The organism is Rhodococcus sp. 21391, from assembly GCF_016772255.1.
Taxonomy (GTDB): domain Bacteria; phylum Actinomycetota; class Actinomycetes; order Mycobacteriales; family Mycobacteriaceae; genus Rhodococcus_F; species Rhodococcus_F opacus.
Genome location: NZ_CP063783.1, coordinates 87,833 through 114,394 on the forward strand (window position 1 = coordinate 87,833; position 26,562 = coordinate 114,394).

Annotated in this window: 24 protein-coding genes and 4 pseudogenes; 17 read left to right on the forward strand and 11 right to left on the reverse strand. The window is 63.5% G+C overall.

Annotated features, from left to right (window positions below; genetic code table 11):
• Nucleotides 1-243: 243 nt before the first annotated feature.
• Together ltrA and GO592_RS42495 are read left to right on the forward strand one after the other, a co-directional pair.
• Nucleotides 244-1,699 (forward strand): annotated as a pseudogene (ltrA, locus tag GO592_RS42490) (group II intron reverse transcriptase/maturase).
• Nucleotides 1,700-1,814: 115 nt separating this feature from the next.
• Nucleotides 1,815-2,246 (forward strand): annotated as a pseudogene (locus GO592_RS42495) (IS30 family transposase); the annotation flags it as partial.
• A 98-nt stretch (nucleotides 2,247-2,344) separates the two neighbouring features.
• Here the strand turns inward: GO592_RS42495 and GO592_RS46195 are convergent.
• Entirely contained in the window at nucleotides 2,345-2,689 is a 345-nt protein-coding gene (locus GO592_RS46195; protein ID WP_337952694.1) for a pentapeptide repeat-containing protein, read from the reverse strand.
• Nucleotides 2,690-2,704: 15 nt separating this feature from the next.
• Here GO592_RS46195 and GO592_RS42505 point away from each other — a divergent pair, with 15 nt between their 5' ends.
• Entirely contained in the window at nucleotides 2,705-2,908 is a 204-nt protein-coding gene (locus tag GO592_RS42505; RefSeq protein WP_007297316.1) for a hypothetical protein, read from the forward strand.
• A 785-nt stretch (nucleotides 2,909-3,693) separates the two neighbouring features.
• Here the strand turns inward: GO592_RS42505 and GO592_RS42510 are convergent.
• Genes GO592_RS42510 through GO592_RS42530 form a run of 5 tightly spaced genes read right to left on the reverse strand, consistent with a single transcriptional unit; the run spans nucleotide 3,694 to nucleotide 8,883 of the window.
• Complete coding sequence (locus GO592_RS42510) at nucleotides 3,694-5,073, reverse strand: MFS transporter (protein ID WP_039951230.1); 1,380 nt, start codon at nucleotides 5,071-5,073, stop codon at nucleotides 3,694-3,696.
• Between the two features lie 57 nt (nucleotides 5,074-5,130).
• A complete protein-coding gene (locus tag GO592_RS42515; RefSeq protein ID WP_007297314.1) occupies nucleotides 5,131-6,141 on the reverse strand; it encodes a 2Fe-2S iron-sulfur cluster-binding protein in 1,011 nt (336 codons plus the stop codon).
• The gene (locus tag GO592_RS42520; protein WP_007297313.1) at nucleotides 6,138-7,154 is read right to left on the reverse strand and encodes a PdxA family dehydrogenase; all 1,017 of its coding nucleotides are present in this window, start codon (nucleotides 7,152-7,154) and stop codon (nucleotides 6,138-6,140) included. The genes GO592_RS42515 and GO592_RS42520 overlap by 4 nt, the downstream gene beginning before the upstream one ends.
• Nucleotides 7,151-7,621 carry an aromatic-ring-hydroxylating dioxygenase subunit beta gene (locus GO592_RS42525; RefSeq protein ID WP_007297312.1) on the reverse strand — a complete coding sequence of 157 codons (471 nt, stop codon included), beginning with the start codon at nucleotides 7,619-7,621 and terminating at the stop codon, nucleotides 7,151-7,153. The genes GO592_RS42520 and GO592_RS42525 overlap by 4 nt, the downstream gene beginning before the upstream one ends.
• Nucleotides 7,618-8,883 carry an aromatic ring-hydroxylating dioxygenase subunit alpha gene (locus GO592_RS42530; protein ID WP_007297311.1) on the reverse strand — a complete coding sequence of 422 codons (1,266 nt, stop codon included), beginning with the start codon at nucleotides 8,881-8,883 and terminating at the stop codon, nucleotides 7,618-7,620. Before GO592_RS42530 ends, GO592_RS42525 begins: the two co-directional genes overlap by 4 nt.
• A gap of 164 nt (nucleotides 8,884-9,047) precedes the next feature.
• Here GO592_RS42530 and GO592_RS42535 point away from each other — a divergent pair, with 164 nt between their 5' ends.
• From GO592_RS42535 to GO592_RS42560, 6 genes are all read left to right on the forward strand, one after another.
• Nucleotides 9,048-9,782: an IclR family transcriptional regulator domain-containing protein gene (locus GO592_RS42535; RefSeq protein WP_007297310.1), complete on the forward strand. Its 735-nt coding sequence runs from the start codon at nucleotides 9,048-9,050 to the stop codon at nucleotides 9,780-9,782.
• Nucleotides 9,783-10,428: 646 nt separating this feature from the next.
• Nucleotides 10,429-11,415 (forward strand): ABC transporter substrate-binding protein, encoded by a 987-nt coding sequence (locus tag GO592_RS42540; RefSeq protein WP_011599107.1) that lies wholly within the window; start codon nucleotides 10,429-10,431, stop codon nucleotides 11,413-11,415.
• A gap of 14 nt (nucleotides 11,416-11,429) precedes the next feature.
• A complete protein-coding gene (locus tag GO592_RS42545; protein ID WP_007297307.1) occupies nucleotides 11,430-12,242 on the forward strand; it encodes an ABC transporter ATP-binding protein in 813 nt (270 codons plus the stop codon).
• Nucleotides 12,243-12,346: 104 nt separating this feature from the next.
• Nucleotides 12,347-13,048 (forward strand): ABC transporter permease, encoded by a 702-nt coding sequence (locus GO592_RS42550; protein WP_007297306.1) that lies wholly within the window; start codon nucleotides 12,347-12,349, stop codon nucleotides 13,046-13,048.
• Nucleotides 13,045-13,860: an ABC transporter permease gene (locus GO592_RS42555; RefSeq protein WP_007297305.1), complete on the forward strand. Its 816-nt coding sequence runs from the start codon at nucleotides 13,045-13,047 to the stop codon at nucleotides 13,858-13,860. Before GO592_RS42550 ends, GO592_RS42555 begins: the two co-directional genes overlap by 4 nt.
• 75 nt (nucleotides 13,861-13,935) lie before the next feature.
• On the forward strand, nucleotides 13,936-14,601 hold the full coding sequence (locus GO592_RS42560; RefSeq protein ID WP_007297304.1) for an N-carbamoylsarcosine amidohydrolase: 666 nt from the start codon (nucleotides 13,936-13,938) through the stop codon (nucleotides 14,599-14,601).
• 47 nt (nucleotides 14,602-14,648) lie between these two features.
• On the opposite strand, the gene GO592_RS42565 is transcribed toward GO592_RS42560, so the two are convergent.
• Nucleotides 14,649-15,443 carry an IclR family transcriptional regulator gene (locus GO592_RS42565; RefSeq protein WP_007297303.1) on the reverse strand — a complete coding sequence of 265 codons (795 nt, stop codon included), beginning with the start codon at nucleotides 15,441-15,443 and terminating at the stop codon, nucleotides 14,649-14,651.
• 201 nt (nucleotides 15,444-15,644) lie between these two features.
• Between GO592_RS42565 and GO592_RS42570 the strand changes: the two genes are divergently transcribed.
• From GO592_RS42570 to GO592_RS42600, 7 genes are all read left to right on the forward strand, one after another.
• Nucleotides 15,645-17,075, forward strand: coding sequence for an aromatic ring-hydroxylating dioxygenase subunit alpha (locus GO592_RS42570; protein WP_007297302.1), 1,431 nt, complete (start codon nucleotides 15,645-15,647; stop codon nucleotides 17,073-17,075).
• A 71-nt stretch (nucleotides 17,076-17,146) separates the two neighbouring features.
• On the forward strand, nucleotides 17,147-17,698 hold the full coding sequence (locus tag GO592_RS42575) for a 3-phenylpropionate/cinnamic acid dioxygenase subunit beta (RefSeq protein WP_007297301.1): 552 nt from the start codon (nucleotides 17,147-17,149) through the stop codon (nucleotides 17,696-17,698).
• Nucleotides 17,695-18,006 (forward strand): hypothetical protein, encoded by a 312-nt coding sequence (locus GO592_RS42580; protein WP_007297300.1) that lies wholly within the window; start codon nucleotides 17,695-17,697, stop codon nucleotides 18,004-18,006. The genes GO592_RS42575 and GO592_RS42580 overlap by 4 nt, the downstream gene beginning before the upstream one ends.
• Complete coding sequence (hcaB, locus tag GO592_RS42585) at nucleotides 18,003-18,809, forward strand: 3-(cis-5,6-dihydroxycyclohexa-1,3-dien-1-yl)propanoate dehydrogenase (protein ID WP_007297299.1); 807 nt, start codon at nucleotides 18,003-18,005, stop codon at nucleotides 18,807-18,809. Before GO592_RS42580 ends, hcaB begins: the two co-directional genes overlap by 4 nt.
• Before the next feature lie 37 nt (nucleotides 18,810-18,846).
• Entirely contained in the window at nucleotides 18,847-19,041 is a 195-nt protein-coding gene (locus tag GO592_RS42590; protein WP_005256000.1) for a ferredoxin, read from the forward strand.
• Entirely contained in the window at nucleotides 19,041-20,282 is a 1,242-nt protein-coding gene (locus GO592_RS42595) for an NAD(P)/FAD-dependent oxidoreductase (protein ID WP_007297298.1), read from the forward strand. The genes GO592_RS42590 and GO592_RS42595 overlap by 1 nt, the downstream gene beginning before the upstream one ends.
• A complete protein-coding gene (locus GO592_RS42600) occupies nucleotides 20,279-21,010 on the forward strand; it encodes a class II aldolase/adducin family protein (protein ID WP_007297297.1) in 732 nt (243 codons plus the stop codon). Before GO592_RS42595 ends, GO592_RS42600 begins: the two co-directional genes overlap by 4 nt.
• Before the next feature lie 442 nt (nucleotides 21,011-21,452).
• Here the strand turns inward: GO592_RS42600 and GO592_RS46420 are convergent, their stop codons facing one another.
• From GO592_RS46420 to GO592_RS46820, 4 genes and pseudogenes are all read right to left on the reverse strand, one after another.
• A complete protein-coding gene (locus GO592_RS46420) occupies nucleotides 21,453-21,554 on the reverse strand; it encodes a universal stress protein (protein WP_109335568.1) in 102 nt (33 codons plus the stop codon).
• A 137-nt stretch (nucleotides 21,555-21,691) separates the two neighbouring features.
• Complete coding sequence (locus GO592_RS42605) at nucleotides 21,692-23,008, reverse strand: NAD(P)/FAD-dependent oxidoreductase (RefSeq protein ID WP_007297296.1); 1,317 nt, start codon at nucleotides 23,006-23,008, stop codon at nucleotides 21,692-21,694.
• A gap of 58 nt (nucleotides 23,009-23,066) precedes the next feature.
• Complete coding sequence (locus GO592_RS42610; RefSeq protein WP_050998611.1) at nucleotides 23,067-25,115, reverse strand: erythromycin esterase family protein; 2,049 nt, start codon at nucleotides 25,113-25,115, stop codon at nucleotides 23,067-23,069.
• A 428-nt stretch (nucleotides 25,116-25,543) separates the two neighbouring features.
• Nucleotides 25,544-25,777 (reverse strand): annotated as a pseudogene (locus GO592_RS46820) (universal stress protein); the annotation flags it as partial.
• A 552-nt stretch (nucleotides 25,778-26,329) separates the two neighbouring features.
• On the opposite strand from GO592_RS46820, the pseudogene GO592_RS45580 reads away from it, so the two are divergent.
• A pseudogene (locus tag GO592_RS45580) lies at nucleotides 26,330-26,559 on the forward strand (general stress protein); the annotation flags it as partial.
• Between the last annotated feature and the right edge of the window lie 3 nt (nucleotides 26,560-26,562).

Sequence of the window (26,562 nt, forward strand, 5' to 3'; positions counted from 1 at the left end):
GATATCGCAGGGGCATAGCTGGGCACCTCACTCCTCGAGCGGTTCGCAGTGAACGTGGGAACCACCGCGAGGCTCCCGAGCATCGGCCTCTTCCAGGGTCGCTGGTCGGGTTGACGCGTCGTCTGTCGATGGCCACGCGGTGGGGCGGAGGGGCCGTAGTAGTCCGAGCGGGGGAAAGCCTCGTACATGGCGAAGGGCCCCAGCGGAATTGATGCAGCGAGTACGACACGAACGGAGGCACTGGTGAATACCGGTGAGCTGGCATGGCCCGATCCCGATCGGGCGGCATGGCGGGTACGACAGATGCAACGCAAGCTGCACCACTGGGCGGTCGACGATCCCGACCGCCTCTTTGATGATGTGTTCAACCTCGTCCACCACCGAAGATTTTCTCACCGTCGCGTGGGAACGGGTGCGGGGCAACAAGGGCGCACGTTCGGCCGGTGTCGACCGGCTGACACCTGCGTCCATCACCGGGGACGCCGAGACGGTCGCATTTCTGGGTCAGGTTCGAGACCAGCTGAAGTCTCGGACCTTTGTTCCTCTTCCGGTTCGGGAAAGAATGATTCCGAAGCCGGGGAGCAGCAAACTCAGGCGGCTCGGTATTCCCACGGCGATGGATCGCATGGTTCAAGCGTCGTTGTTGTTGGTGTTGGAGCCGATCTTCGAGGCGGATTTCAAGCCGGTCAGTTACGGTTTCCGCCCGAGGCGTCGCGCTCAGGACGCGATCGCCGAGATACATGCTTTGGGGACCCGGAACTATCACTGGGTGTTCGAGGCTGATATCGCGGCGTGTTTCGACGAACTGGCTCACTCCGCGATCATGGAGCGGGTACGTGCTCGGATCGTCGACAAACGCGTCCTGGCCTTGATCAAGGCGTTTCTGAAGGCGGGCATCATGTCCGGCGACGGAACGGTCAGGGAATCCGAGGCCGGCACGCCCCAGGGCGGCATACTTTCGCCGCTGCTTGCCAACATCGCTCTGACGGTGTTGGACGCACATTTCTGTGCGAAATGGGATGCCCATCTGACATCCCAGCGGCGCGATGCACACCGCAAGCGTGGCGGGGCCACCTATCGGATCGTCCGTTACGCGGACGATTTCGTGATTATGGTGGCCGGAACCAAAGCGCATGCGGACGCATTGTGGGACGAAGTCGCGGCCGTGATAGCCCCTCTGGGGCTGCGGTTGTCCGCCGAAAAGTCCCGGGTATGTCATCTGGACGAGGGGTTCGACTTTCTCGGGTTCCGCATCCAGCGGCGCCGCAGGAAGGGCACGAACAAGATGAGCGTCTACACCTATCCGTCGAAGAAAGCATTGCTTTCGATCATGGCGAAGGTGCGGGCCCTCACGAAGAGGGCACGTCATCATGGTCTTGCTGATCTGCTCGGACGCCTCAATCCGGTGCTCCGAGGATGGTGTGCGTATTTCCGTCACGGTGTGTCGAAAGCAACGTTCGGCTACCTCGATGCCTTCGCCTGGCATCGGGTCACCCGATGGCTGCTCAAACGGCACAAACGGATCACGTGGGCGGATCTCTACCGGCGGTTCCTGACCGGCAGGCCCGGCAATCGTCCGCAAGAGAACGGGATCATCATGTTCGACACCACCACCGTCCCGATTACTCGGTATCGGTGGCGGGCGAGCAACATCCCCACACCGTGGACCAGCAGAGCAGAGACTTTGGTCCCTGCTTGACAGTGGCAGTCCGTGGAGCGCCGGATGCGATGAGAGTCGCACGTCCGGTGCGGAGGGCGGGCCGGGGAAACGGACCGGGAGCAATCCCGGCACCGCGCCCCGGTCCGACCCCTACATTGTCGGCAAACGGAATCTGAGCGCGATCGGCACACTCGTCGAACGTTCGACCGGCACCGTCATGCTCGTTCATCTGCCCGACGGATACAAGCCCGAGCAGACCGCGCCCGCGTTGACCGAACAGCTCGAGACGCTGCCCACGAGCCTGCGCCGGACCTTGACGTGGGACCAGGGTTCGGAGATGCGGGACTGGAAGAGCGTCAGCGCGGCCACCGGGATCGACATCTACTTCTGTGATCCACACGCACCCTGGCAGCGCGGGTCCAACGAGAATACGAACGGCATTCTCCGTCAGTATTTCCCCAAAGGTTCGGACCTGAGTGTGCACTCGAAAGCGGACCTGGAGTGGGTCTCGCGGCAACTCAATGAGCGTCCCCGGAAACGGTTAGAATTTCGCACACCCATCGAAGAGATGGAACGACTGCTGTTGTCGATGACCGCCAGAATCCGCCGTTCCGCTACCGGGAACCGATCGCCCCAACGTTCGGTCGGTGCTACGCGGCTCGGTGGAGGAGTGAAACCGGCTGGCTATACCGTTTCGTCGGTGTAAAACACGTCAGTCAGGTCCGCGTGGGTCAAAGTTGCCTTGAGCAGGTCCGCGCCGGACAGGTCTGCAGATGGTAGGTCTGCAGATGACAAGTCGAATCGGCAACCCGCCCAGCGATTTTGGTCTCCCCGAGGGCGCTTCCGGATCGCACTCAATATTGCAATGCGCGCTTTTTGCTCTTGTGGATCTGGCTTCGGTGGTTGCGCGGGTGTCAACCAGAGCCGGGGCAGTCCCATTGGCAGTTCAGAAGGCGATGCTCGATGACACCTACGGATGGTCCAATGCTCGTGGCAACGAGGTGGTCCCATCACCCTGGCAAGCGACATACGAGGGGGAGGCGAATGTACCGGTGGTTCCCGGATGCGTCGCTGACGGTAGTGCAGGCGCTGCTCAAGACCCGCTCGGGCAAGATCCTGCGCAAGACGATGCGGCAGATCGCCGACCACGAGGAATACCGTGCCCTCCACCATCGAGGACGTCGCCGTCCTCGACGCGCTGAAGCGACCGTCACGTGTGCGCCGGCGACGGGGATCGGGCGGCGCTGACGTCCCACCACCTTGCCCGCCGCCTTGGCCACATCGATCGCAGCAACCCGATCGATCACCAACTCGTGATCATCGTCGGGAATCTCTTCCAGTTCCGGCTCCACTTTGTTTGTCCTCCAGTCGCGTCGGAACTCTCCACGGGCGGGCCGCCTGGGGGCCTCGGTCGAGGGAATCCGAAATTCTGACCGGCGTGCTCGAAGCAACAGTGCGTGACCCTTCCAAGGTCGGGCCCCGGCGCCAGGCTTATTTACGGGCGTACACTCCCAAGAAAACGTCGGCGTCGGCGGGCGACCCGACCCCATTTTCAGGCCTGCGAGGCGTCCCGGGAACGGAACTGGGTGCTCATTTGACTTGACGAACTGCGGGTTCCATGGAGTTCGTCCGCCGACTCCACTTTTTCAAAAGGTTGACGTCTTGTACTTTTGCGATGACCCACCAGAACTCGGGCCGTCGAGGGCCTGGAACAGCGCCGGGTGCCGTCCAGGCCGGGCGGCCGAACAGTTTGCAGATCTTCGCCCTTGGGGTGTGGCGGTGAACGCGAAATCCGAGGTTCGACGCCGAGGCCGGGTCTTTGGGTTTCGGCCCAGAATGTCCTCGGTATCCACGGTACCGCCCTCCCACGGTTCGGCGAGCTCGGTCTCGGACTGGACGGCCGCGAGATCACGAAGGGGGTGACATCGCCCAGGCGGGGTGGCAGCGCGTTGCCTGTGCACCGCGGTCGTGGTAGCCGACCCAGCTGGAGATCGCAGGCCTTGAGATCACCCGGCCGGTGTTGCCGATCCACACTACTTGCGGGCGAGCGAATGACTTTCTGCCGACTTGCGATCGGGGTGATTGTCGCTTCGGACCCAGCGGCCGAGGAGGAAGACCGCAGCTCCGGCGACGAGCATGGGGACTGACATTGCGTAGAAGACTGCACTGGCGGACCAGCCCATGCCGAGTGCCGCTCCGACCGCGATCGGCCCGACGATGCCGCCGAGGCGGCCAACACCCAACGCCCATCCAACCCCGGTGGACCGCATCGGTGTCGGATAGAACACCGCGGACAGCGCGATGAGGCTCTTCTGTCCACCGCTGATGCAGACCCCCGCAAAAAAATTGGCCGTCAATAGGACCCACAACGGCGCCGTAAAGGCGACACCGGTCAGCGCAACGAATGCGAATCCGACGACATAAACGGTTCCGAGGGTGACGTACGCGCCGAGTCGGTCCATACAGGGCCCGGTGACAAATGCAGCGGCGATGCCGCCGACAGTCGTGAGGGTGGTGGCGGTGACCACGGTACCCATGTTGTAGTCCAGGCTCGTCATGATCGACGGTAGCCAGCTCTGCAGCGCGTAAAACTCGCCGAGGTTGATGACGAAGACCAGCCACAGCAGCAGGGTTCCCAAGACCCGGTCACGGGTGAACAGGCTCCTCAGTGCAGTGCGTTGTCCGTCGGTCCGCTTCTCGGCCTCGTAGGTGATGTCGGGGCCGACGGCGAGGGCGGGATCCATTTTGCGGAAGATCGCCTGGATTCTGTTGGGCTCCGCGCCTCGGTTGATCATTGAGGTGAGTGAGTCCGGCAGGTAGCGCAGCAACGCCGGGAGCAGGAGCAGCGGTGCTACTGCGCCGACGACGAGTACCGACCGCCAGCCGAGGATCGGGATCAGCCAACCGGAGACCAGCCCTGCCGCGACGAATCCGAGGGAGAAGCCGCAATAGATCACCAGGACGAAGGTTGCTCGAAGACGCTTGGGGCTGAATTCGCCCGTCAGTGCGATGGCACTCGGCGCGGCGGCACCGAGCCCCATTCCGGTGATGAAGCGCAACGCCATCAGTTCGGTGACGTTCTGTGACCAGGCCGCCGCCAACGTGCCGAGCGCGAAGATGACCGTGCTCGTGAGGATCATCCGGCGGTGGCCGAACCGCTCGGACAGCGGCGAGAGCGCCAGATAGCCGACCATGAGACCGGCGAGAGCGGCGGAGAAGATGGGCCCGAGCACCTGTTTCGACAGGCCCCACTCCTCGGCGATGTGGGGCGCCATGTAGCTGATGCTCTGGGTGTCGAAGCCGTCGATGAACATGACCACCCCACACAGGGCGATCACGATGTACTGGTATCGACTCACTGGCCGCGAATCGATGAAATCCGGCAGTGTCACGCGCGATGGTGCTAAGGACATGATTGCCTCACATTATCTGATGCCCGGTTGCCCGGATGATGTGGTCGTGGTAGCGGATCACGCGGTGACAACGGGCTCGCCCGACGGTACGAAGGCGTCGCAATAGAAATTCTCTGGCGCCAAACCGGCCTCGTGGACAAAATCCTCGCGTGCCGCCGAGGTCATTGCTGGGCTTCCGCATGCATAGACCTCGTGGTCGCTGAGGTTCGCGTAGTCCTCGAGCACCGCTCGATGAACGAGCCCGGTGCGTCCGGTCCAGTCCTCCGCGGGATGTGACAGGACGGGAGTGAATGAGACACGACCCGGATCCGAGGCCCACTTCTCGGGCAACTCGGGTAGGTAGATGTCGCCCTGTCCTCGTGCGCCCCAGTAGAGGTGCACGGACCGTTCTCCACCACGTTTGAGGTGGTCCTCGATGATCGATTTGACCGGGGCGAAGCCGGTGCCGCTGGCGACGAAGATGACCGGCCTGTCCGAGTCGGGGTTCAGTGAGAACTCGCCGTAGGGCAGCTCGACCCTCAGTCTGGTTCCCTTTTCGAGCCCGCCGAGCACCTCATCGGAGAAGCGTCCACCCTGCACCCGACGAATGTGCAGCTGCACTCCGTCGTTCTCGTGCGGCGGATTCGCCATCGAATAGCTCCGGCTGTCACCGTCGTCGAGAAAGACTTTCAGGTACTGCCCGGCAGCGAACTTCGCACGCACCCCGGTGGGGAGACGCAGCTGCACCACCGTGACATCGGGCGCCGGACGGGTGATCCGATGGACCTTTGCGGTCAGGGTCTTGCGTATCACCTTGTCCTGCTTGGTGATCCGCTTGGGCGTGATCGAGGTGTCGGTGCTCGGCCGGGCCTGGCAGAACAGCACTCCACTCTGAGGGCCTTGCGACATCCCCCAGCCGCGCACATCGAGGCGGCCGGCATCGAGTGCGCCTTCGCAACTCGAGCACACGCCTTTGCGGCACGAGTACGGGATCGCGTATCCGGAACGTTCCGCCGCGTCGAGCACGCTCTCATCGGGCTCGCACGGAAAGCTGATGTCCGTTCCGGTGACAGTTACTGTGTAGGTCATGAGGTAGCTCCAAAGGGGCTGGGTGCGGACATGTGGGTTTCGGCGGCGCCGACGAGTCGCAACGCCCCGACTACCGCATCCGGGTCGGCTGTGCCCTTGCCGGCAATGTCGAACCCCGCGCCGTGGCCGACACTGGAGAACCGCACTCCGGCGCCGATCGTCATCGCGGCTGCGCTGCGCCCAGCGAGGAGTTTGACGGGAATATGGCCCTGATCGTGGTACATGGCGACGAACGCGTCGAAGCCGGGGTCTGCCAGCATGAGGTCGGCCCCGACCGGTCCCGAGGCGTCGATCCCTGCGGCGCGCAGCCGCTCCACCGCTGGCGTTGTCACCCGCAGGTCCTCGTCACCGAACAAACCGCCCTCGCCGGCGTGTGGATTGATGCCGAAGACGCCGATGCGCGGGGACGGGATGCCCTGCGCCTGTAACGTCTCCACCGCGGCATGTGCCGCCCCGTGCACCAGCTCGGGCGTGAGGCGCCGAAGCGCATCCCGCAGCGATTCGTGCAACGTTGCGTGCACGATGCGCAAACCGGCACCGATCAACATCAAGAACACCTGATCGGGCCGCGCGCCGACGAGTTCGGCCAGCAAGCTCGGATATCCGTCGAAGGAGATGCCGGCGGCGTTGACCGCGGTTTCCGAGTGTGGGCACGCGACGATGCCGCGGGCTCCGCCGCCCTGCAGGCAGCGCACGGCCCGTTCCAGGTACGCCACCGTCGCCTTCCCGGCTTCGGCTGTCACCCGGCCCGGGGCGAAGGCCCCGGCGGGCAGCGAGGGCACCGGAAGCAGGTCGACGACATCGGCCATGGGCGTGGCCAAGCCGTCGGCTGTCTCGCGGACCGTCATGCCTGCCCGGTGGGCGAGCGGCTCGACGACACATCGATCGCCCACCAGGACCGGATTGAATGCGGGATGCTCCTGCGCTGCCATGACGGCCTTCACCGCGAGCTCGGGGCCGATTCCATTCGGATCGCCGATCGTGAGCAGGACCCGTGGGGGGGACCCACTCATAGCGGGAGCGCCAACAGGGTATCGATGTTGGTGCTGTCGCACACCACGACTCGTTCGGCAATCTTCAACTGATCGTCCACGTCGACATACCGGTCGACATACCGCCCGCTGGCGAAGATGTCGGATTGGCCGTCGCGCATCACCCGTACCACCAGGAAGCTGGTCTCGGCATGGATACCGTCACCGTTCTCTTCCAGGACCGAGGGCTGGCCCAGGATGTGACGGTAGGTGTGTTGCTCGTAGATGTTGGCTTCACGCAGCGCCGATACGCGGTCGACCAGCATCCGGCGAGTGTTGGCCCACACCAGTCCGGCGGGCAGGCCTTCGCTGTAGTTCTGTGCGGTGGTGATCCGGTACATGCAGTTTTCGACGAAGAAGTCCGGCCACTGCTCGAGCGGCCCCTCGTCGATGCAGCGGGAGTAGTCGGCCTGCACGCGGCCGATTCGCTGGAAGTAGTTCACGCTCATGCCTCTTCCTGTCGGTTCATCGCGGCCCGGTATGCCTTCCAGAAGCCGCGGACCGATGCTTCGGTGACACGGCTTTCGCTGGATTCGGCGAGACTGCCTCCCATTTCGAGCACGGCAGATTGGCTTGCCGCACCTGCGATTCCGCGTTGCACGAACCCTCCGACACAGCCGTCCTCCATCGAGATGTAGCCTGCGGGGCCCACGAGGTTGGCCTGCTTGAGTCGTACTTCCCGCTGCTCGGGCGTGTCTTCTTCGAAGCCGAGGTACGTCCAGTTCAGCCGTGTTCGTTCGACCCCGGTCGGCAGGATCTGGCGCACAGCCACGGAGTTCTGGATCTGCTGCAACACGAAGCCCGGGAAGACGGAGAGGATCTGCAGCGTCGTATCGTCACCGACCTCGCTGAACCCCTCGAGCAAGGTTGGATCGGCCAGTGTGTAGGCGCTTTCGGACCGGATGTTCTGATCTGAGTACGCGACGTCCTTCTCGGCGTCTCGGTCGATCGCTGAGTAACTGACGTGGTGACCGCCGCTCTCGTCGACGATGATCCCACCGCGCTGCGACAGTCGGTTGAGCTCGAAGGTCGTGAAGAACAGGTGCAGGATGCTGGCGTGGTAGGAGTCCTTGACGTTCTCTACGTACAGCTTCCAGTTGTTGGGAAGGATTTGTGTGAAGCGTCCGATGATCTCGGGTGTGCGCCCCGCGAGGACACGGGCGATCCGACTCGTGATCTCTTCGCCGAGATAGTCCTCGATGTCAGGCACGTCATCGGAGAAACTACCGAAAACCAGGCCGTGAAGTACGGCGATGCGCATCTTGCGCGGTCCGTGGTCCTCCATACAGAACGAATCAGGCATTCCGCCTTTGCCTTTGACTCCGTCCTGGAATGCTACTCCGGTCAGATCGCCCTGCAGGTTGTAGCTCCACGCGTGGTAGACGCACGTAAAGTCCTTCGTGTTTCCGCGGTCGTCCAGGGCGAGTAGGGCGCCGCGATGGGCGCACCGGTTCTCGAAGCCGTAGAGCTCACCGTCTCGGTCGCGCGCCACGATCACCGGTGTCTCGCCGACGAAGGTGGAGCAGTAGTCTCCCGGGCCGGCTACCTCGGCTTCCAGGCACAGGTAGCTCCAGTACGGGCCGTGGAACAACTTGGTCTGCTCGGCCGCGTAGACGTCTTCGCCCTGGAACACCCGATACGGCACCCGGGTGAGGTCGTCGGTCCAATCCGCCTGGGTCTCGCGGACCGTGTCGACAACGCTGCTTTCCATAATTTCTCCTCAGTCTGGACAACCAGTCGGGACATCAGAGAACTCGCTCGGCGGGACTTGACAAGCCCCGTAGCTGTTCGTATAACGAACATATGAGCAATTCTCGAACAATTAAGCCGGACGACAAGGGAAGTGTCAAGGGTGCTGCCCGCGCTCCCGAGGGAATGGCCGGACTGGCGAAGGGCCTGGCGGTCATCGAGGCCTTCGGCATCCGCCACCCGCAACTGACCGTCACCGACGCCGCTCAGCGGACGAACACCTCCCGCGCCGCGGCGCGCCGCTGCCTGCTCACTCTCGTCGAGCTCGGTTACCTGACCCACGACAACGGAAACTTCCGACCGACACCCAGGATGCTTCGGCTCGGCGGCGCCTATCTGGACACCGCGCCACTGCCGCAACTTGCCCAGCCGCAGTTGGTCGAGGCCCGCGATGCGCTGGGCGAGTCGGTGTCGCTCGCGGTTCTCGAAGACGGGTGTTCCCTGTTCGTCGCCCGCGCCGAGGCCGCACGGATCGTCGCGACCGGAGTCCGGGTCGGCGCCAAACTGCCCGCCCACAGCTCCGCGACCGGTCGAGTACTGCTGGCCGGACTTCCCGATACGCAACTCGACGACTACCTCCGAGAATGCCATCCGCAGCCGCGCACACCCAAGACACTGACCGATGTCGATGCCATCAGCGAGCGAATCCTGACCGCGAGGGAGAGCGGCGTGGCCTGCACCGACGAAGAAATCGAACTCGGCATGCTGTCGATAGCCGTACCGGTGCGGACTGCCCGGGGTGAAACCGTGGCGGCAATGAGTGTCAGTGCGTCCACAGCCAGAACCACCCTGCACGACATCCGTGAGGCAGCCGTGCCCGTACTGAACAAGTACGCAGCAAGACTCGGCCGGCTTCTGTGAGATCCCACCCAGACGGCTACTCGCACCCCCGCGGTACGGAGAGGGATGCGACGCTCCCAGCGTGTCTGTGTCGACGCATGCGGGGCTCCCCTGCGGGAGGTGACTTCGGTTGTGCTGGAGTCATTGTCTGTCGTGGCCGATGACGTCATGAGGGCGGCGAAACCGACGCGGGCAACAGCGAGGCGGCCATGAGCGCGCACAGGAGGGCCGAGCCTTTCAGGACCTATGCGGGTACGGAGGCGACATGACGGAGCCGAGTGCGATGATCGACGGCGATCGGAACCGGGAGACCGAGCAGCGCCAGGACCCCACGTGCTTCGGAGGTTCGCGGGACTTGCCGATCGGGTACATCGAGTCGGCCGACGCCGTCACGAACACCACGGTCAGCCTTTCCGCCACCAGACCTCGGGGATGGAGCCGTGACCCGTTGGGTCTGGCTGGGAACGGGGCTGTGTCGCAGGGGCGGATTTCCGCCCAATCATCGTGAAAGCGCGAGGTTCTGCGCACCCACGGTGCAGTGTGGCATTTGGGGACACCCGCAACACTGTCTCTCTGCAGACCAGAGTTAGCTTCTGTACAACAGTCGCGTGATGTGCTTCACTTTCGGGGCCAGGTGTGACGGGACTACAGAAGGAATCGGGTCGATATGGGCAGTAGTTCGCTGAGCCGGCGGGATTTCATGAGAGTGACGGCGGCTCTGGGGGGTCTCCTCGCTGTGGGAGCCGGTGCCGGGTGTGCTACCCAGTCGCGAGGTAGGGACGGCGTCTATCGAGGTGACGTCGCCATCACCGGGTTGGCGAGCCTGATCCATTCGGCCCCGTTTCTGATCGCAGCGTCCGAGGGCTACTACGAAGAAGAGATGCTGGCGCTGGAGAACGTTCAGTTCCCGGGTGGGCTGGACACCGTGCGTGGAATCGGCTCCGGGATCGGATTCGGCACTTCGGCGACGATTCCGGTGTTCATCGCCGTGGAGCGCGGACTCGATGTCAAGGCGTTCGGGAACGTCTACACCGCGGCATCTGTGGACTTCATCGCCCCCGCTGACTCCCCGATCAACACGATCGAAGATGTTCGGGGCCGCACCATCGGTGTGAGCAGCCCGGGATCGAACTCGACCGACTTCGCCGAGAAGACGCTTCGATTGGCGGGTTTGACACCCGGCGTCGACGTCGAGCTGCTCAGCGTCGGATCCGCGAGCGATTCGTGGACCGTCGCTTCCCAGGGCGTTGTCGATGTCGCGTGGACTGCGTCCCCGCTGTCCGAGCGCATCATCGCCGAAACCGGCGCGAAGGTGATCTGGCGATCCCGGGACTACGTCCAGGACTGGTCGGACACCTGCCTGTGTGCCACCACCCCGTTCATCGAAAAGAATCGGGACGTCTTGGCGGGGTGGATGCGTGCTGTGGGTCGCGGTATCGAGATGATCGATACGGATCTCGAGCGAGCGGCCGAAATCTATGGCCGCACAATCAAGTACAAGCCCGAGATCGCTCTGGCGGCGTTGGAGAATTCGCGAGGCTTCTTCAGTCTCGACTTCGCGCGCCCGCAACTCGAAGCGGTCGTGGCCTCGGGCGTCGAGGCCGGACGACTCGGCGGCAAGGTCGATATTGACTCAGTTGTAGTCGAACTATAAGGCGGGAAGAGAACATGACCACTACACAAGTCGAATCGAAGAACGTCTCTTTCGACGGTATCGGTATGACTTTCGATTCCGACACCGGGCGGACCGAGGCCGTGCGTAACGTCACGGCATCGATCGCGGAGGGCCAGTTCGTATCGGTGATCGGTCCGAGTGGATGCGGAAAGAGCACCTTGCTGGACATGGCCTGTGGCTTACTTGTTCCCTCACGTGGACGGGTGACCATCGATGGGGAGATTGTCACAGGGCCCCGTAAGGACACCGCCATGGTGTTTCAGGAAGATTCGACGCTGCACTGGCGGAGTGTTCTCGACAATGTGGCTTTCGGGTTGGAGATCAAGCACGTCGACAAGGACGAGCGCCTGGAAAAAGCGCGTGCGATGATCCAACTGGTCGGGTTGAAGGGTTTCGAGAAGCACCGGCCAGGGCAGCTTTCCGGAGGTATGCGTCAACGCGTGGCGATCGCCCGTGCACTCGCCACGGATCCTCGAATTCTGTTGATGGACGAACCGTTCGGCGCTCTGGATCAGCAGACGCGACAGTTCATCGGGCGCGAGCTCTTGAAGATCTGGGAGCAGACCCACAATCGGGTGCTCTTCGTTACTCACGACATCCAAGAGGCGATCTATCTGTCGGATCAGATCTGGGTGATGTCGGCACGTCCATCGGTGGTCCGAGAGGTGATCGACGTCGGGCTCCCTCGTCCACGCCCGAGCGGCACACACGCCATGGCCAGATTCAAGGAACTCGAGGATCACCTGTGGTCGATAATCAAGGAAGAGGCCGCTAAGACACTGGGGCACGGGACGGATGCCGCATGACTGTGACCTCGCCGCAGGCGGCCCTCCACGAAACGCCAAGGTTGGGATTCCGACGAGCGAAACATCGGGCACGCGTCGTACGTTGGACGATGCTGGTTGCTCTGGTGTTGTTGCTCGAGGCGGCAACGCGAACCGGCTGGATCGACCGCAATCAGATGGTCGCGCCGTCCGAGATACTCGCCCACGTCGCGGCAATCATCCCGAGCACCCACTTCGTCACCGATCTGACGCGGACGAGCGTGACCATACTGGCGGCGTTCGCACTGGGCGTGCTCGGCGGGGTGCCCCTGGGGGTATTGCTCTGGAGGGTCCGGGTCGTCGGCCGAGTCCTCGAGCCATTCATCGTCACCGGGTACGCGATGCCGACATTGCTGTTCTACCCGATTCTGGTCGCGGTGCTCGGACTCAACGCGGGACCAATCATCGTCATCGCGAGCACGATGGCCCTCATTCCAATAGCGCTGACCACGATGGTGGCGCTCGGAGACGTCAAACCGGTGCTGCACAAGCTGGCGCGATCGGTCGATGCCTCGCGCCGGCAGCAATATTTCAAGGTGCTGTTCCCGGCCGCCACGCCGCTCATTTTTCCCGGGATCAAGCTCGGATTCATCTATGCAGTCATCGGCACCATCGCGATGGAGTTCATTCTGGCCTCGAAAGGCCTGGGGTTTCGTGCGGGCTTTATGTACCGCGAACTCTACGTCGCGGACATGTGGGCCTACATCGCCATTGTCGTGGTCTTCAGCATCGCAGTGAACAGTGCACTCGGCCTGGCTGAACGAGCCATTCGAAGGGACATGTTGTGAACGCCACCACGCTCAGTGCCGGAACCGAAGGTGAAGCAGGCAAACAGAATACGGAACAGCGGTTCCGCCTGTCACAGCGGTGGGCCGACAACCTCCTGCGAATACTCATCGTCATCGGGTTGATCGGTGTCTGGGCGCTTATTGCAGCGACCAGCGAACTTGTGCCGTCCCCGGGCGCGTCGATGTCGGCGGTATGGGGACTGTTCGCAGACGGTTCCATCTACAGGAATCTCAATGCTACGATGAGTGCTGTCGGACTCGGATTCGTCATCGCAACAGCGGTGGGTTTCCCGACTGGATACATCATCGGGCGAAGCAAGTTTCTCGGTGATGTGTTCGATCCGATCATCGCGGGTGCCTTCGCCATACCGCGGGTAATCTTCTTTCCGATCCTGCTGCAGATCTTCGGCCTGGGACTCGGAGCACAGTCGGCAATGGCCGCATTGGCCGCGGTGTTCCCCATCATCGTCTCGACGGCGGCGGGAGTACGCGCCATCAACCCCATCCTGCTGAAACTCGGCCGGGCCACCGGTGCAAGTCCGCTTCAGACAATGAGCAAGATCGTGGTGCCCGCGATGGCGCCCTCTCTCATGGTCGGTATCCGAATCGGCTTCAGCATTGCCTTCATCAATGTATTGATCGCCGAGTTCTTCGCGACCAGAGCAGGATTGGGGCAGATGGCGATGCTTGCGTACGGCAAGTTGGATCTACCGACGATGTACGGAGTGATCATGCTGCTGGTCTCGATGGCGCTGGTGGGCAACATCGTCCTGTGGGCCATCGAACGGAAGATCACCGACGCGGTCAACTGATCGCCGCACGCAACTATCCGAATCGGCAGTGGGCCTTTCCGGCCCATGCCCACACCCATTTTCCGGAGGACACTGATGAGCGCCCTGACTGCCGCAGCAGAGGAATACCAGCGGTTGCGCACCGAATTCCGGGAGAAAGGTCTGGGCGGCCGCATCGGCTTCGGCGTGCGGCCGGCAGTGGTGGTGGTCGACTTGATCACGGGCTTCACCGATCGCCGTTCGCCGCTCGCAGGTGACCTCGATACCCAAGTCGACGCAACGAAGATTCTCCTCGCGCTCGCGCGAAAGGCCCAGGTGCCGATCATCTTCTCCACAGTGGCCTACGACGCGGAACTCCAAGAGGCCGGCGCCTGGATCGGCAAGATCCCCTCGAACAAGTATCTGGTCGAGGGCAGTCAATGGGTCGAGATCGACGAACGGCTCGAACAACAGCCAGGTGAGACGACATTGGTGAAGAAGTACGCATCGTGCTTCTTCGGCACCGACCTGGCCGCTCGGTTGATCAGCCGCCGGATCGACACCGTGATCATCGTGGGCTGCACCACGAGCGGATGTGTTCGTGCCACCGCGGTAGACGCCTGCTCGTACGGGTTCCACACCATAGTGGTCGAGGACGCAGTGGGGGACCGGGCGGCACTACCACACACTGCCAGCCTCTTCGATATCGACGCCAAATACGGTGACGTCGTCGGACTCGACGAGGCCAGCGCCTACCTCGAGAGCGTTCGGTCGTCGAGCTGACGGTCACAGTGCCCGCGAGAACGTACCTCGCCGGGTGGACCGGACACTCACCCGAGCGCTGCCGCTAGCTGATCAGCCGCGTCCGTCAGGGCGCGGCCGATGCTGCGTACCTGCGCCGGACGCAGGCGGTGCTTGGGCGCTGAAACATTCATTGCCAAGCGCATGCCGGGGGCGTTCGTCGGGACCGAGACAGCCACGGAGGCAACACCTTCCTCGGATTCCTCCCGGTTGACCGCGTACCCGTTCCTTCTGACCTCTTCCAGTTGGGCTTCGAGCTCGGTCCGCGTGCTGATGGACTGTGGAGTCACCTGTTCCAGTTCCTCGGTCGGGTACAGCTGATGCAGTTCGTCGAGGGAAAGTTCCGCCAGCATGGCCTTCCCGGTGGACGTGCAGTGCGCCGGCATGACCTTGCCCAACCGGGACGCAACTCGGACTGCCGATGGGCTCTCCAGGGCGGCGATGAAGCGCACGGTTCGACCGTCGAGTGCCCCGATATGGACAGTTTCACGCAGTTCCTCGCTGAGAGTGCGCAGGATCGGTGCCGCCGTCTGAGGAATGTCGAGCCTGGCAAAAATCGCAAACGCGACCCCCGTCAGCGCTGGGCCCGGACGATAGGCCTTGCTGGCCGGATCCTGCCGAATGAAGCCCCGGTACTGGAGCATCGCCAGAAGTCGGTGAGCCGTCGACGACGCAACTCCGAGGTACTGGCTCGCCTCGGTCAGCCGAATTTCGGTCTGTTCACCGAGCAGCAACAGCAGACGAAGTGCGTTGTCGACGGATTCGATCGGGTACTGCGGTGGTGTCGCCTCCGGCGCCTGTTGCCGTGGACCGTGGTTCTGCATAGCAGAGAGCATACGTGTCAGGTCGGGTGTGCGGTCGACCTGCCAGCGGGTGGAATCCGCGTACGCGCAGGGGGTTGACTCGTCGGGCTGAAGAGAGCAACATCTAGCTAACAGAAGGCGCTTCTGCATAGCAGAGAGACGCCATCGTCGATCGAAGAGGAATGAACCTTGGAACCCCGGACGACCCACCACACACAAGCGATGGAAGACATTCGCCGCGGCATGATCCCGGCGCACATCTACAACGACAAAGAGATTTTCGAGCGTGAGAAGGCGACCGTCTTCAGTCGATCGTGGTTGTTCGTCGCGCACGAATCCGAGGTACCGCAGGCGGGGGACTACGTTGTCCGCCGGGTGCTCGAGGATTCGTTCATCATCTCCCGCGACTCCAAGGGTGGGATTCGGGCGATGTTCAACATGTGTCTGCACCGCGGGATGCAGGTGTGTCGCGCGGAAATGGGAAACGCGTCGAACTTTCGCTGCCCCTATCACGGTTGGTCGTACCGAAACGACGGCCGCATCATCGGACTGCCGTTCCACGAGGAGGCGTACGGGGGCGAGGAGGGCTTCAAGAAGAAGGGCCAGACACTCCTCCCTGCACCCAATCTCGACAGCTACAACGGAATGATCTTCATCAATATGGATCCGAACGCGGAATCGCTGTCGGACTATCTGGGTGACTTCAAGTTCTACCTCGACTACTACACCAAGCAGAGCGAGTCGGGGCTCGAGGTACGGGGCCCGCAGCGTTGGAGGGTCAAAGCGAACTGGAAGATCGGAGCCGAGAATTTCGCGGGCGACATGTACCACACGCCGCAGACACACACCTCGGTCGTCGAGATCGGCCTGTTCCGCGAACCGAAAGCGGAGAAGCGCAAGGACGGAGCAACCTACTGGGCAGGACCAGGTGGGGGAACGACGTACAAGTTGCCAGACGGCACCTTCGACGAGCGCATGCAGTACGTGGGATACACCGCGGAGATGACCGACCGGGCCAAGGAGGTGTGGTCGGACGAGCAGCAGCGAGTAATCGGCGCAGACGGCTTCATGATCTCGGCAGCATCGGTGTTTCCGAACCTGAGCTTCGTGCACAACTGGCCGAAGGTCGAGGACGGCGACGACGTTCTGCCGTTCATCTCCATTCGACTCTGGCAACCGATCAGTGAGAACGAGACCGAGGTGTTGTCCTTCTTCGCGGTCGACCGGAGCGCGCCGGAAGAATTCAAGAAGAAGTCGTACAAGGCATACCTGATGTGCTTCGGATCCACCGGCATGTTCGAACAGGACGATGTCGAGAACTGGGTGTCGCTGACGAACACCTCCGCAGGATCGATGGCGCGGCGCCTGTTACTCAACAGTCGCATGGGTCTGCTCGAGGACGGGACACGCGTCTCCGATGAGCTCACCGCCGACGAGTTCCACGGCCCCGGGACGGCGCAGGTCGGATACAACGAGGCCAACCAGCGCAAACTTCTCGAAATGTGGGCGGACTACCTCGAAAAGCCGGCACTGGAGGTGGGGCCGACATCGGTGGGAACCGACAATCCCGACGGAATCAGGCCGCTGACTCCGACGAACGGCAGCTGCGACCACAGCAAGGACGCGACTGTCAACGGGGCGGTGCTGGCATGACCACCTCTGTGCGAGCTACCAATACCGGTTACAGCCGCGTAGGTGAAGGCTCGACCTATTCGGAACAAGCCGTGCTGGGCGACCATGCATCGCGCGTCACGCGCACCGGAACTCCGCTGCGATTCGACGATCGACGGCACCTGGACGCGCACCAATTCTTGATCGACGAGGCATATCTGCTCGACGCACAGGAATACCAAACCTGGCTCGACAACATCACCGACGATATCCACTACCTCATGCCGGTTCGGGTAACCACGGCGCTCAACTCGGGATTCGACACCTCACCAGGAATGGCACATTTCGATGAGAACAAGTATTCGCTGAGCCGGCGGGTCGCGCGGTTCGTCACCGAGCACGCGTGGACCGAGGATCCCCCGTCACGACTGCGCCACTACATCACCAACATCCGGACCTTCCTCACCGACGCCGAGGACCACCTCGTCGTCGAAAGCGCCGAATTGCTGTTCCGCAGCAGAGGCGATGTCAATGAGTCGGCACTCGTCTCGTGTGGACGCGAGGATCTGCTCAGGCGCGTCGGTGACGAATGGAAGCTCGCACGACGCACCATCTTTGTCGACGAGTCCGTGATGCGGATGCAGAATCTCGCGGTGTTCCTATGAGCTTGCAGTGGGACGGCGAGGAGCAGGACGCACGCGCCGCGCGCCGTGCCACAGACGAGTTCGCGCAGCTCTTGGCTGGTGCCGTCGGTGATCCGCTGACCATCGCCAACGAATTCGCCGAGGTCAACGTGCACAAGGTGGCGACCCGCAACGGCGTACGGCTGCTGGTGCACGCCCCGAAGTCCGGACAGTGGGTCTGTGTGGACCCGCTGGAACTCGAGGCGCTGACCTGGCAGAACCCGGCCACCTTCGCCGCGATGGTGGGAAACATGTTTGCTCCGTTGATCGCAGAGGGAGACAACGAATGACTGGCTGGCTCGACGGCAAGCGGGCACTCGTCGTTGGCGGGGGATCGGGGATCGGGCGAGCAGTCGTCGATGCGTTCCTCGCCGAAGGCGCGTGCGTCGCGGTACTCGAGCGTGACCCGAACAAGTGTCGAGTGCTGCGCGAACACCTACCCCAGGTACCGGTCATCGAAGGTGACGCCACACGCGCGGCGGACAACGACGCTGCCGTCGCGGCTGCGGTCGCCGCGTTCGGAGGGCTCGACACACTGGTCAACTGTGTCGGGATCTTCGACTTCTACCAGGGCATAGAGGACATCCCCGCGGACACACTCGACGTGGCGTTCGACGAGATCTTCCGAACCAACGTGCTCAGCCACATGCACTCGGTCAAGGCCGCCGTACCGGAGCTCCGCAAGCACCGCGGATCGTCGATCGTGCTGGCGGAGTCTGCCTCGTCGTTCTATCCCGGACGAGGCGGAGTGCTCTACGTGTCATCCAAATTTGCCGTACGCGGGCTGGTCACCACCCTGGCCTACGAGCTCGCCCCAGATATTCGCGTCAACGGAGTCGCCCCAGGCGGCACGTTGAACACCGACCTGCGCGGGTTGGCGAGCCTGGGACGCGACGCCGATCGACTCGACGACAATCCGAATCGTGCACGCGAGTTGGCGGCGCGGACACCGCTCAACGTGGCCCTCTCAGGTGAGGACCACGCGTGGAGCTTCGTCTTCTTCGCTTCCGACAGATCCCGAGGAATCACCGCAGGCGCGACGCATCCCGACGGCGGCTTCGGAATCGGAGCCCCCAAACCTTCGACCCGCTGATACGAGTTCGACCAGTTCGGAAAGAGAGGAAACCGCGATGGCTGTCGTCAAAGCGAATCTTGGTGCATGTCAGGGATATGCCAATTGCGTCGTCGCTGCCGACGACTACTTCGACATCGACGACGACGGTGTCGTCGAACTGTTGAGCGTGGAGGTCCCCGAATCGGAACGGGGACGCGTCGACAGTGCTGCCCGCTCCTGCCCGGTCTCCGCGCTCTGGATCGAAGACTGATGCCGGAATCGACCACGGTCATCGTCGGCGCATCGATCGGTGGTGTCCGAACTGCACAGGCACTGCGGTCGGAAGGGTATCCGGGCGCCATCGTTCTCATCGGTGCCGAAGGCGAACTGCCCTATGACAAGCCGCCATTGTCGAAGTCGATCCTGGCAGGGGACTCTACGATGGCCGAGATTACGTTGTTGACCACCGAACAGGCTCGGGAACTCGATCTCGAGCTTCGGTTGGGCCAACCAGCCATACGGCTGAGCACGGCAAACCAGGATGTCGAACTCGCAGACGGTACGAGGGTCGCATTCGACAACCTGGTGCTCGCCACCGGCGCTCGCGCCCGACCGTCACCGTGGGGAACGCCGAACGGCCTGCACGTGATACGAACAGCCGCGGACGGCCGCGCACTACGCCGCCATTTCGGCACCACCGACCACCTCGTCATTATCGGCGGCGGCTTCATCGGCGCGGAGACCGCGGCAACCGCGGTCGAACTCGGGATACGCGTGACGCTGGTGGATCCAGAACCCGTGCCCATGGCACGCGTGATGGGTGCGGAGATCGGCGAGCTGTTCATCGACCTCCATCGGCGTCGCGGCGTCGACACCAGATTCGGGGTCGGTGTCGAGTCCGTGCACGGTGAGCACAGGTCCTTCGCGATCGGCTTGTCCGACGGGTCGACGCTCGCCGCCGACACGGTGGTCGTCGGAATCGGGGCGATACCGAACGACGACTGGCTCGAGTCCTCCGGTCTCGAGGTGAGCAATGGTGTGGTGTGTGACGTGTACTGCCGTGCAATCGGTCACGACAACATCTACGCAGTCGGCGACGTGTGCCGGTTCGACAACACCCGACGCGGCGGTTCGACCCGGCTCGAGCACTGGACGAACGCGGTGGAGCAAGCCGTCGTGGTCGCCCGGAACATCGCTTGCCCGGACGAGAAGATACGCCACGAACCGGTCGAATACGTCTGGAGTGATCAGTACGACTGGAAGATACAGACGGTCGGACTGGCGGGCTCGTCGACGCACACTGTCATCGGCGAGGTGACGAACAAGGCTCGATTCGCGGTCTGCTACCCCGACGAGAACGGCAAACTGACCGGGGTCGTCGTCGTCAACTGGCCGAAAGCGCTTGTCACCGCCCGCAAAGCGATCGCACTCGGGGTCGAATATGCCGAGTTTGCGGCACGTCTCGAGGCAATGACGGTATCAGCCCGCACCACGGTCAAGGAAACCACGTGAACGAGAAAGATATCGAGGGTGCACGGGTCGTCGTAGCCGAGGCGTGCAGGGTTGCCGCTGCCCGGGGTTTGATGGAGGGCATCCTGGGCCACATCAGCTTCAGAGTCTCCCCTGACCTTCTGCTCATCAGGTGTCGCAGTGCAGACGACACCGGCGTGGCCTATACACGCCCGTCCGACATTCGACTCGTACGGTTCGACGGAACAGCCGGCGCTCCAGGTGAACTCGACAACGGCTATCAGGTACCCAAGGAGTTGCCCGTTCACGTCGAGTCGATGCGGGCCTCGCCTGACATCCGAGCTGTAGCGCACCTGCACCCCCCGTCGATTGTCGCAGCCGACCTAGCGGGTATCTCGCTGCGGCCCATCTACGGGGCCTACGACATCCCCGGTGCAGTTCTCGCGCGGGGTGGGGTGCCGGTGTACCGCCGCGCAGTGTTGATTCATCGCACCCAACTCGGCAAGGAAATGGTGACGGCGATGGGTGATCGGCCCGTCGTCATCTGCCGCGGACATGGCATCACCTCCGTCGCGTCGTCGGTGCAACAGTCGGTTCTGCAGGCCGCCAGCCTGGAAGAGCTGGCGCGCATGTCCTTGGCTGTCGTGAGCGCGGGTGGCACGCTCGTCGACATCGACGACGCCGATTGGGAGGATCTTCCCGACCTGGGCGCCAACTTCAACACCGGCGCAGTCTGGCGACACGAGGTCGCACGCGCAGCGACGGTATAGGCCAATCGTGGGTACCGACTGTAATTGTCAACCTACTTGAGACACGTGCGTGTTGATTCCCTACGAGTGCGGCGTCTAAACACGGGGCGCACGATCTGACTCGGGTGGCCATCATGGAAAACGCCGCGCTTGTCATCCGGGTCAACATCCTCGCGCGGGGCTGGACCCGAAACCCCGCTGGATACGGCCCGTGGCTACTCAGAATCGGCGCCAATAATATCTGTTACGTCACTTAACGAATTGATTCTCCTTGGACTCATCGCCACGCGTGCGTGCTCTGCGTGACGACCATGCAGAGCATGGGACTCCTCCGTCAGACCCGGATGACGCGACGATCCGCCGATGAACGCCGAATTGAGCCGTCTCGGTGCCCGAGATGCGGCGTCCGGTCAGTCCGCGGTGTTTATGTCTGGTCGTGAACGGGGTGATTGCCCAATGGTTTTCAAATTGGCGCGGTGACCAGCGCGCCGTGCTGACCGGCCAGCTGTGCTGCCCGCCGTACTGCCTGGCCCGCCGGGTCGGACAGGTCGGTCGCCACCAACACCTGCCGCGGCGGACCGTGAACATCGGCAACGCACTCCTTCCGGTGGCTTCATACTGGCAGCATTCGGCCCAACGGTCCTGCGGATCGGGCGCGAGGCTTCCGAACGGCCTTGGTAGTAAGCAGAAACTGATGTGTCACTATAGGTCTTGCGCCGCAAAGCGGGTCTCTTCAGCGCTGGCCAGGCCGAACGAGACGAGCGGGCGGGGGGCGACCATCTCGAGGAGGTACGCCGCCGCGACGGCGAACCGGTTCGCGGTCCGCGGCAGCGCATACAGATGATAGAGGCGGGTCACTATCTTCGCGGGTAGGCCGGACAGGTTGATGCCCAGCGGATTCGCGACCGCGAAACGAGGGCCGAGGTCGACGACCAGCCCCATATTGCGGTGCCTGTACGGTGCCGGCCGACCCATTCCAAGGCTGCTCGCTACGTTCCGGGCCAGCAGGTGGCCTTGTCGAACGGCGTGCTGTGCGGTCGGCGGCGTGATGTTCCCGGGATTTTTCAGGTCGGGTACCGCTGCGGCGTCCCCAGCCGCGAACACGTCGGGAGCACCCGGCACACTGAGATCGGGTTGGACGATGAGCCTGCCCTCGGCGAGAGGGAGATCGAGTGTGGAGATCAGCGGGCTGGCCGTGACACCGGTGACCCATACGACGGTGCGGGTGGGAATCGTCGTGCCGTCACTGAGCACCACGTGTTCGCCGGTGAGGGCATCGAGAGTCGTGCCGAGGCGCACCTCGATGCCGCGCCGGCGAAGCACCTCCAGTACCTGTCTGCCCAACTTCTCGCCGAGCTCGGGCATCACCCGGTCGGCTCTGTCGAGCAGCAGGAACCGGACCTGCGTGGGATCGAACCGGCGTTGACGCGCCACCTCGTCGGCGAGCGCACGTAGCTGGGCGACCAGTTCGGTGCCGGCATACGAAGCTCCGACCACGACCACCGTCCGCTGCGCTTCCCTCTGCACGGGATCGGTTTCGTGGGTGGAGAGTTCGAGCTGTGTCAGCAGCTGGTCCCGTAGGTACAGTGCCTCGCCTACCGTCTTCAGGCCACAGGCGTTCTCCTTCAGGCCCGGAATGTCGACCGTCCGTGTCACCGAGCCGGGGGTGAGTACCAGTCGATCCCAGTGCAACTGGGCCACATCCGCGTCACAGTCCATCAGCGTGATGGTGCGTGAATCGAAGTTCACCGACGTCACCCGTCCGGTGATCAGCTCGACGCCGGGGAGCGAGCCGGCCAGCGGCACCGAGACGTACCGCGGGTCGAGGATGCCGCCGGCCACGTCCGGCAACAACGGGGTGTAGAGCATGTAGTCGTGTGTCGAGACCAATATCACCTCGGTCTGGTTCCGTGGATCCTTCGCGAGGAGATGCGGGAGTCTGCGGGCACACTCGAAGCCGGCGAAGCCTGCGCCGACGATGAGTACACGTTCTCGGGTCGAGGAATTCTCGGTCGTCACGGCCAGGGCACCTCTCGGTCGTCCTACTTGTGTTTGCCATCTCGAGTCCCGCAGCAGGTCACAGAGCGAACGGGTAGGTCTCCGGCATTTCGCCTTCCACCCACAGGCTGGTGCGTTCGAGCGGTTCGAGGGCGTGCGTGGTGTCGATGTGGATCACCGCGTCGAACTGATCGGACAGCCGCGTGTAAAAGTAATGGCTCTGCCGTTCCGTCTCCGGGCGGTAGATCACGCCGATCGCCCGCTCCAGGCGCGCGACCCGAAGGGTGTCCGCGGTCCTCCGGTCGTGGTCGGTGCGGACGAGGAACGAGTCCTTTCCCACCTCGTGGAAGAGTTCTTCGACACTGCTGGGCAACGCGGCGCGGACCACCTTCCGTTCCGCCGGTCCACCCCACTCGCTGGCCGCGGTGACCGTTCCCGCGTAGGTGCTGAATCCGATCAGGCGGCAGTCGTCGCGGTACCGTTCGCGCACCAGTTGGCCCACCGTCAGTTCGCCCTGGGTTCCGACCTCGGTGGCACGCGCGTCGCCCACGTGGGAGTTGTGAGCCCAGACGACCACGCGGGCGGTACTCCCGAGCCGGCGGTCGAGATGAGCGATCAGTGCGTCGAGCGTGTCGGCCATGTGACGGTCGCGTAGGTTCCACGACGACACCCGGCCACCGAACATGGTGCGGTAGTACTCCTCGGCGTCGCGCACACTCCACGCGTTCCGTTCCGCGTAGAACTGGTCGTCGTCGGCGAGGATACCGCCGCGGCGGGCGTACTCGAGGGCGTGGTGTTGCAGGTCCACGAGCTGGTCGACGACCTGCTGCTCGCAGGATTCCCCGGCACCGAACGCTGCGGCGTAGCCGTACGCCTGACCGTCTTCCCCGGATACGTGCTCGAAGCACGAATAGCGGGCGCGTGCCCGCTGGGCCGCCGCCGGGTCGACCCGGTCCAGGTAGTCGATCACCTCCCGCATGGAGCGGTGCAGGCTGTAGAGATCGAGTCCGTAAAAGCCTGTCTGGTCTCGGCCGTCCGTCGCGCACCGGTCGTTGTGCTCCCTCAACCACGCGACGAAGTCGCGGACCACCGTGTTACGCCACATCCAGGCCGGGAAGCGCTGGAATCCGCGCAGCGCCTCCTCCGCCGACGTGTCGCTGCCGTGTCCGCGCACGTAGCGGTTGACCCGATAGGCGTCGGGCCAGTCGGCTTCCGCCGCAACAGCGGTGAAGCCCTTCTCCTCGATCAATCTCCTGGTGATCTCCGCGCGTGCGGCATAGAACTCGTGTGTTCCGTGCGAGCTCTCGCCGATCAGCACGATCCGCGCGTCACCGACGAGGTCGAGCAGGTCCTGCGGTGCCGGCACGCCGTCGGGCGCCTCACGAGATGCCAAGCGAACGATTCCCGCGGCCGAGTTGAATTCGAGTATCCGGGCGTTCGGGGTCCCCGGGCCGACGGTGGGTGTGCGCAGCAACGTCCGCACCTCCTCGTCCGTCACCTGGGCGAAGTTCCAAAACGAGTCCCCCACGGCGCGGAAGGGAAACGGCATCGTCGCACACACGACGTCGTCGACCACCGCTCGGAGATCGCGGCACGTCGATTCCGGCGCGGCCGGTACCGCGACGACGATCTGTTCGGGCTCTTGCTCACGCAGCGCGTCGACCGCCGCATGCATGCTGGCTCCTGTCGCGAGACCGTCGTCGACGAGGATCGCAATCTTTCCCGCGACGTCGGTCGGGGGCCGGTTTCCCCGGTATGCCGCTTCACGGCGGACCAATTCGCGTCCCTCCCGGTCCACGACCCGACGCAGTTGTTCCGGGGTGATCGCGAGATCTCTCACCAGGTCGTCGTTCAGGACCACCACGCCGCCACTCGCCAGTGCCCCCATCGCGAGCTCCTCGCGGCCGGGAACCCCGAGCTTGCGTACGACGAAGGCATCGAGGGCTGCACCCAGGGCAGCCGCCACCTCCCACGCGACGGGTACACCTCCGCGCGCGAGGCCGAGGACGACGACGCGTGGGTCTCCCCGGTACGCCTCGAGCAACTCACCCAGAACGCGTCCAGCTTCTCGCCGGTCTCGAAAGATTTGTTCCGGTCTGTCCGTCGATGTGTGTCCGGAATTTTTCATCGGGTCCTCCTCCCGAGCTGACCGCCCGGCGTCGCACCGCGCGGTGTCGTTGTCGTTGGCGTTGTCGATCGTGTCGTCCGCGGCCCGTGGGTGACAGGGTCGAAGGCCACTTTCGGGGCCAGCACGAGCGCGAGCGGCCGGCTCATGGTTCTCATCTCCTCTTGTGGGTGCGCACCAGGCCCGGTTCCCCTCGGCGAGGTCGGCGCGTGACCGGACTGGCCCCGTCCATCGGGAACGGAGCATGGGGGTTGAGCCGAAAGCCCTTCTTGCCGCGGGTATGACGACCTCGACCCCGGCTCTCGGTGGAGGCCCGAAGAGCGGATCGGGGGAAACACCGTCTGTCGCAACTAGCCGGCGGGCGGCAGATCATGACCAGGGCCGAGGGCATGGTGTAGGAGGTTCTGGCTCGTCGATCCCTGAAGGGATCCGGCGAGCCACGACACAGCCTGCAGCGATGACGGTGATCCGTCGGTTCCGACGACGATCGGACGGTCGGCAGTCATTGTGTTCCTACCTTTCTCGACGAGTGATGGAACGCGGAAGCGCCTGTCGGTGATCTCGATGGTCGCCGCCAGCAGATCGTCGCCGTAGGGCAGAAGGTCACCGCCTTCGGGTCGGAGGTCCACCCGCGGCTGCCTGACGGCAAATTCACGGCGGCACAGTGACAACGCTCGCGCGCATTTCGCCACGCGCGTGCGCTACCGGTTCATCGTGGTGCGGCAACTCATTTGGTGTCATCGAAAGCAGGGAGAGGGCGGCGTGAATGTCGCGCGGTGCGATTCGCCCGGCACGGCAACGAGCCATGCCGTACCCCTGTTCATCGTCCGCGAAAGGGTCGGGTGGGGGCCGGAGGCCCTCCGACGGACAACAGGTGTCATTGACCTTGTGCCCTACACCGGTCGCGGGCCTTGCGGAAGACTCGAACCGTAGCGATCGGAGGAGTTCTCTCCGAACCGGCGCCGCTGCTGTGGACTCGAGTGCGGGGGTGGCTCTGACCGGATAGATCGGGGTCGCGCTCTTGACTTGCCGGAGCATGTCATCTCCGTTGTCTGGATGCAAAGATTTGGGGGGACCGGGAGATGTGAACGGCGAGTGCAACTCGGGCGGCGGCGGAACCGCTCCGAGTAGGTGACCGCTGCTCGGTGTCAATCCAGGTTCCCTTCAGGAGGAGGAAAGATCATGGCTCTGATGCGTTTCGATCCGTTCCGCGAGTCGACTGGGTGCGGCCGCTGCTCGCGAGTATCACGCTCGCCTGCTACGGGCTGATTGTCGGTGCCCTCGTCGGTGCCCTGTTCGGGCTGGTCATGTACGCGCTGCAGCGGGGCGGCGTGATTTCGCGTCCGTCAGCTCACTGCGACCTCGCTATTACGAGGTCCTCGCCGACATCGGGGTTGCGGACGAAGCCATCCGGCTGCTCGCCGGAAGTACCGATCAGAAGGAATAAGAG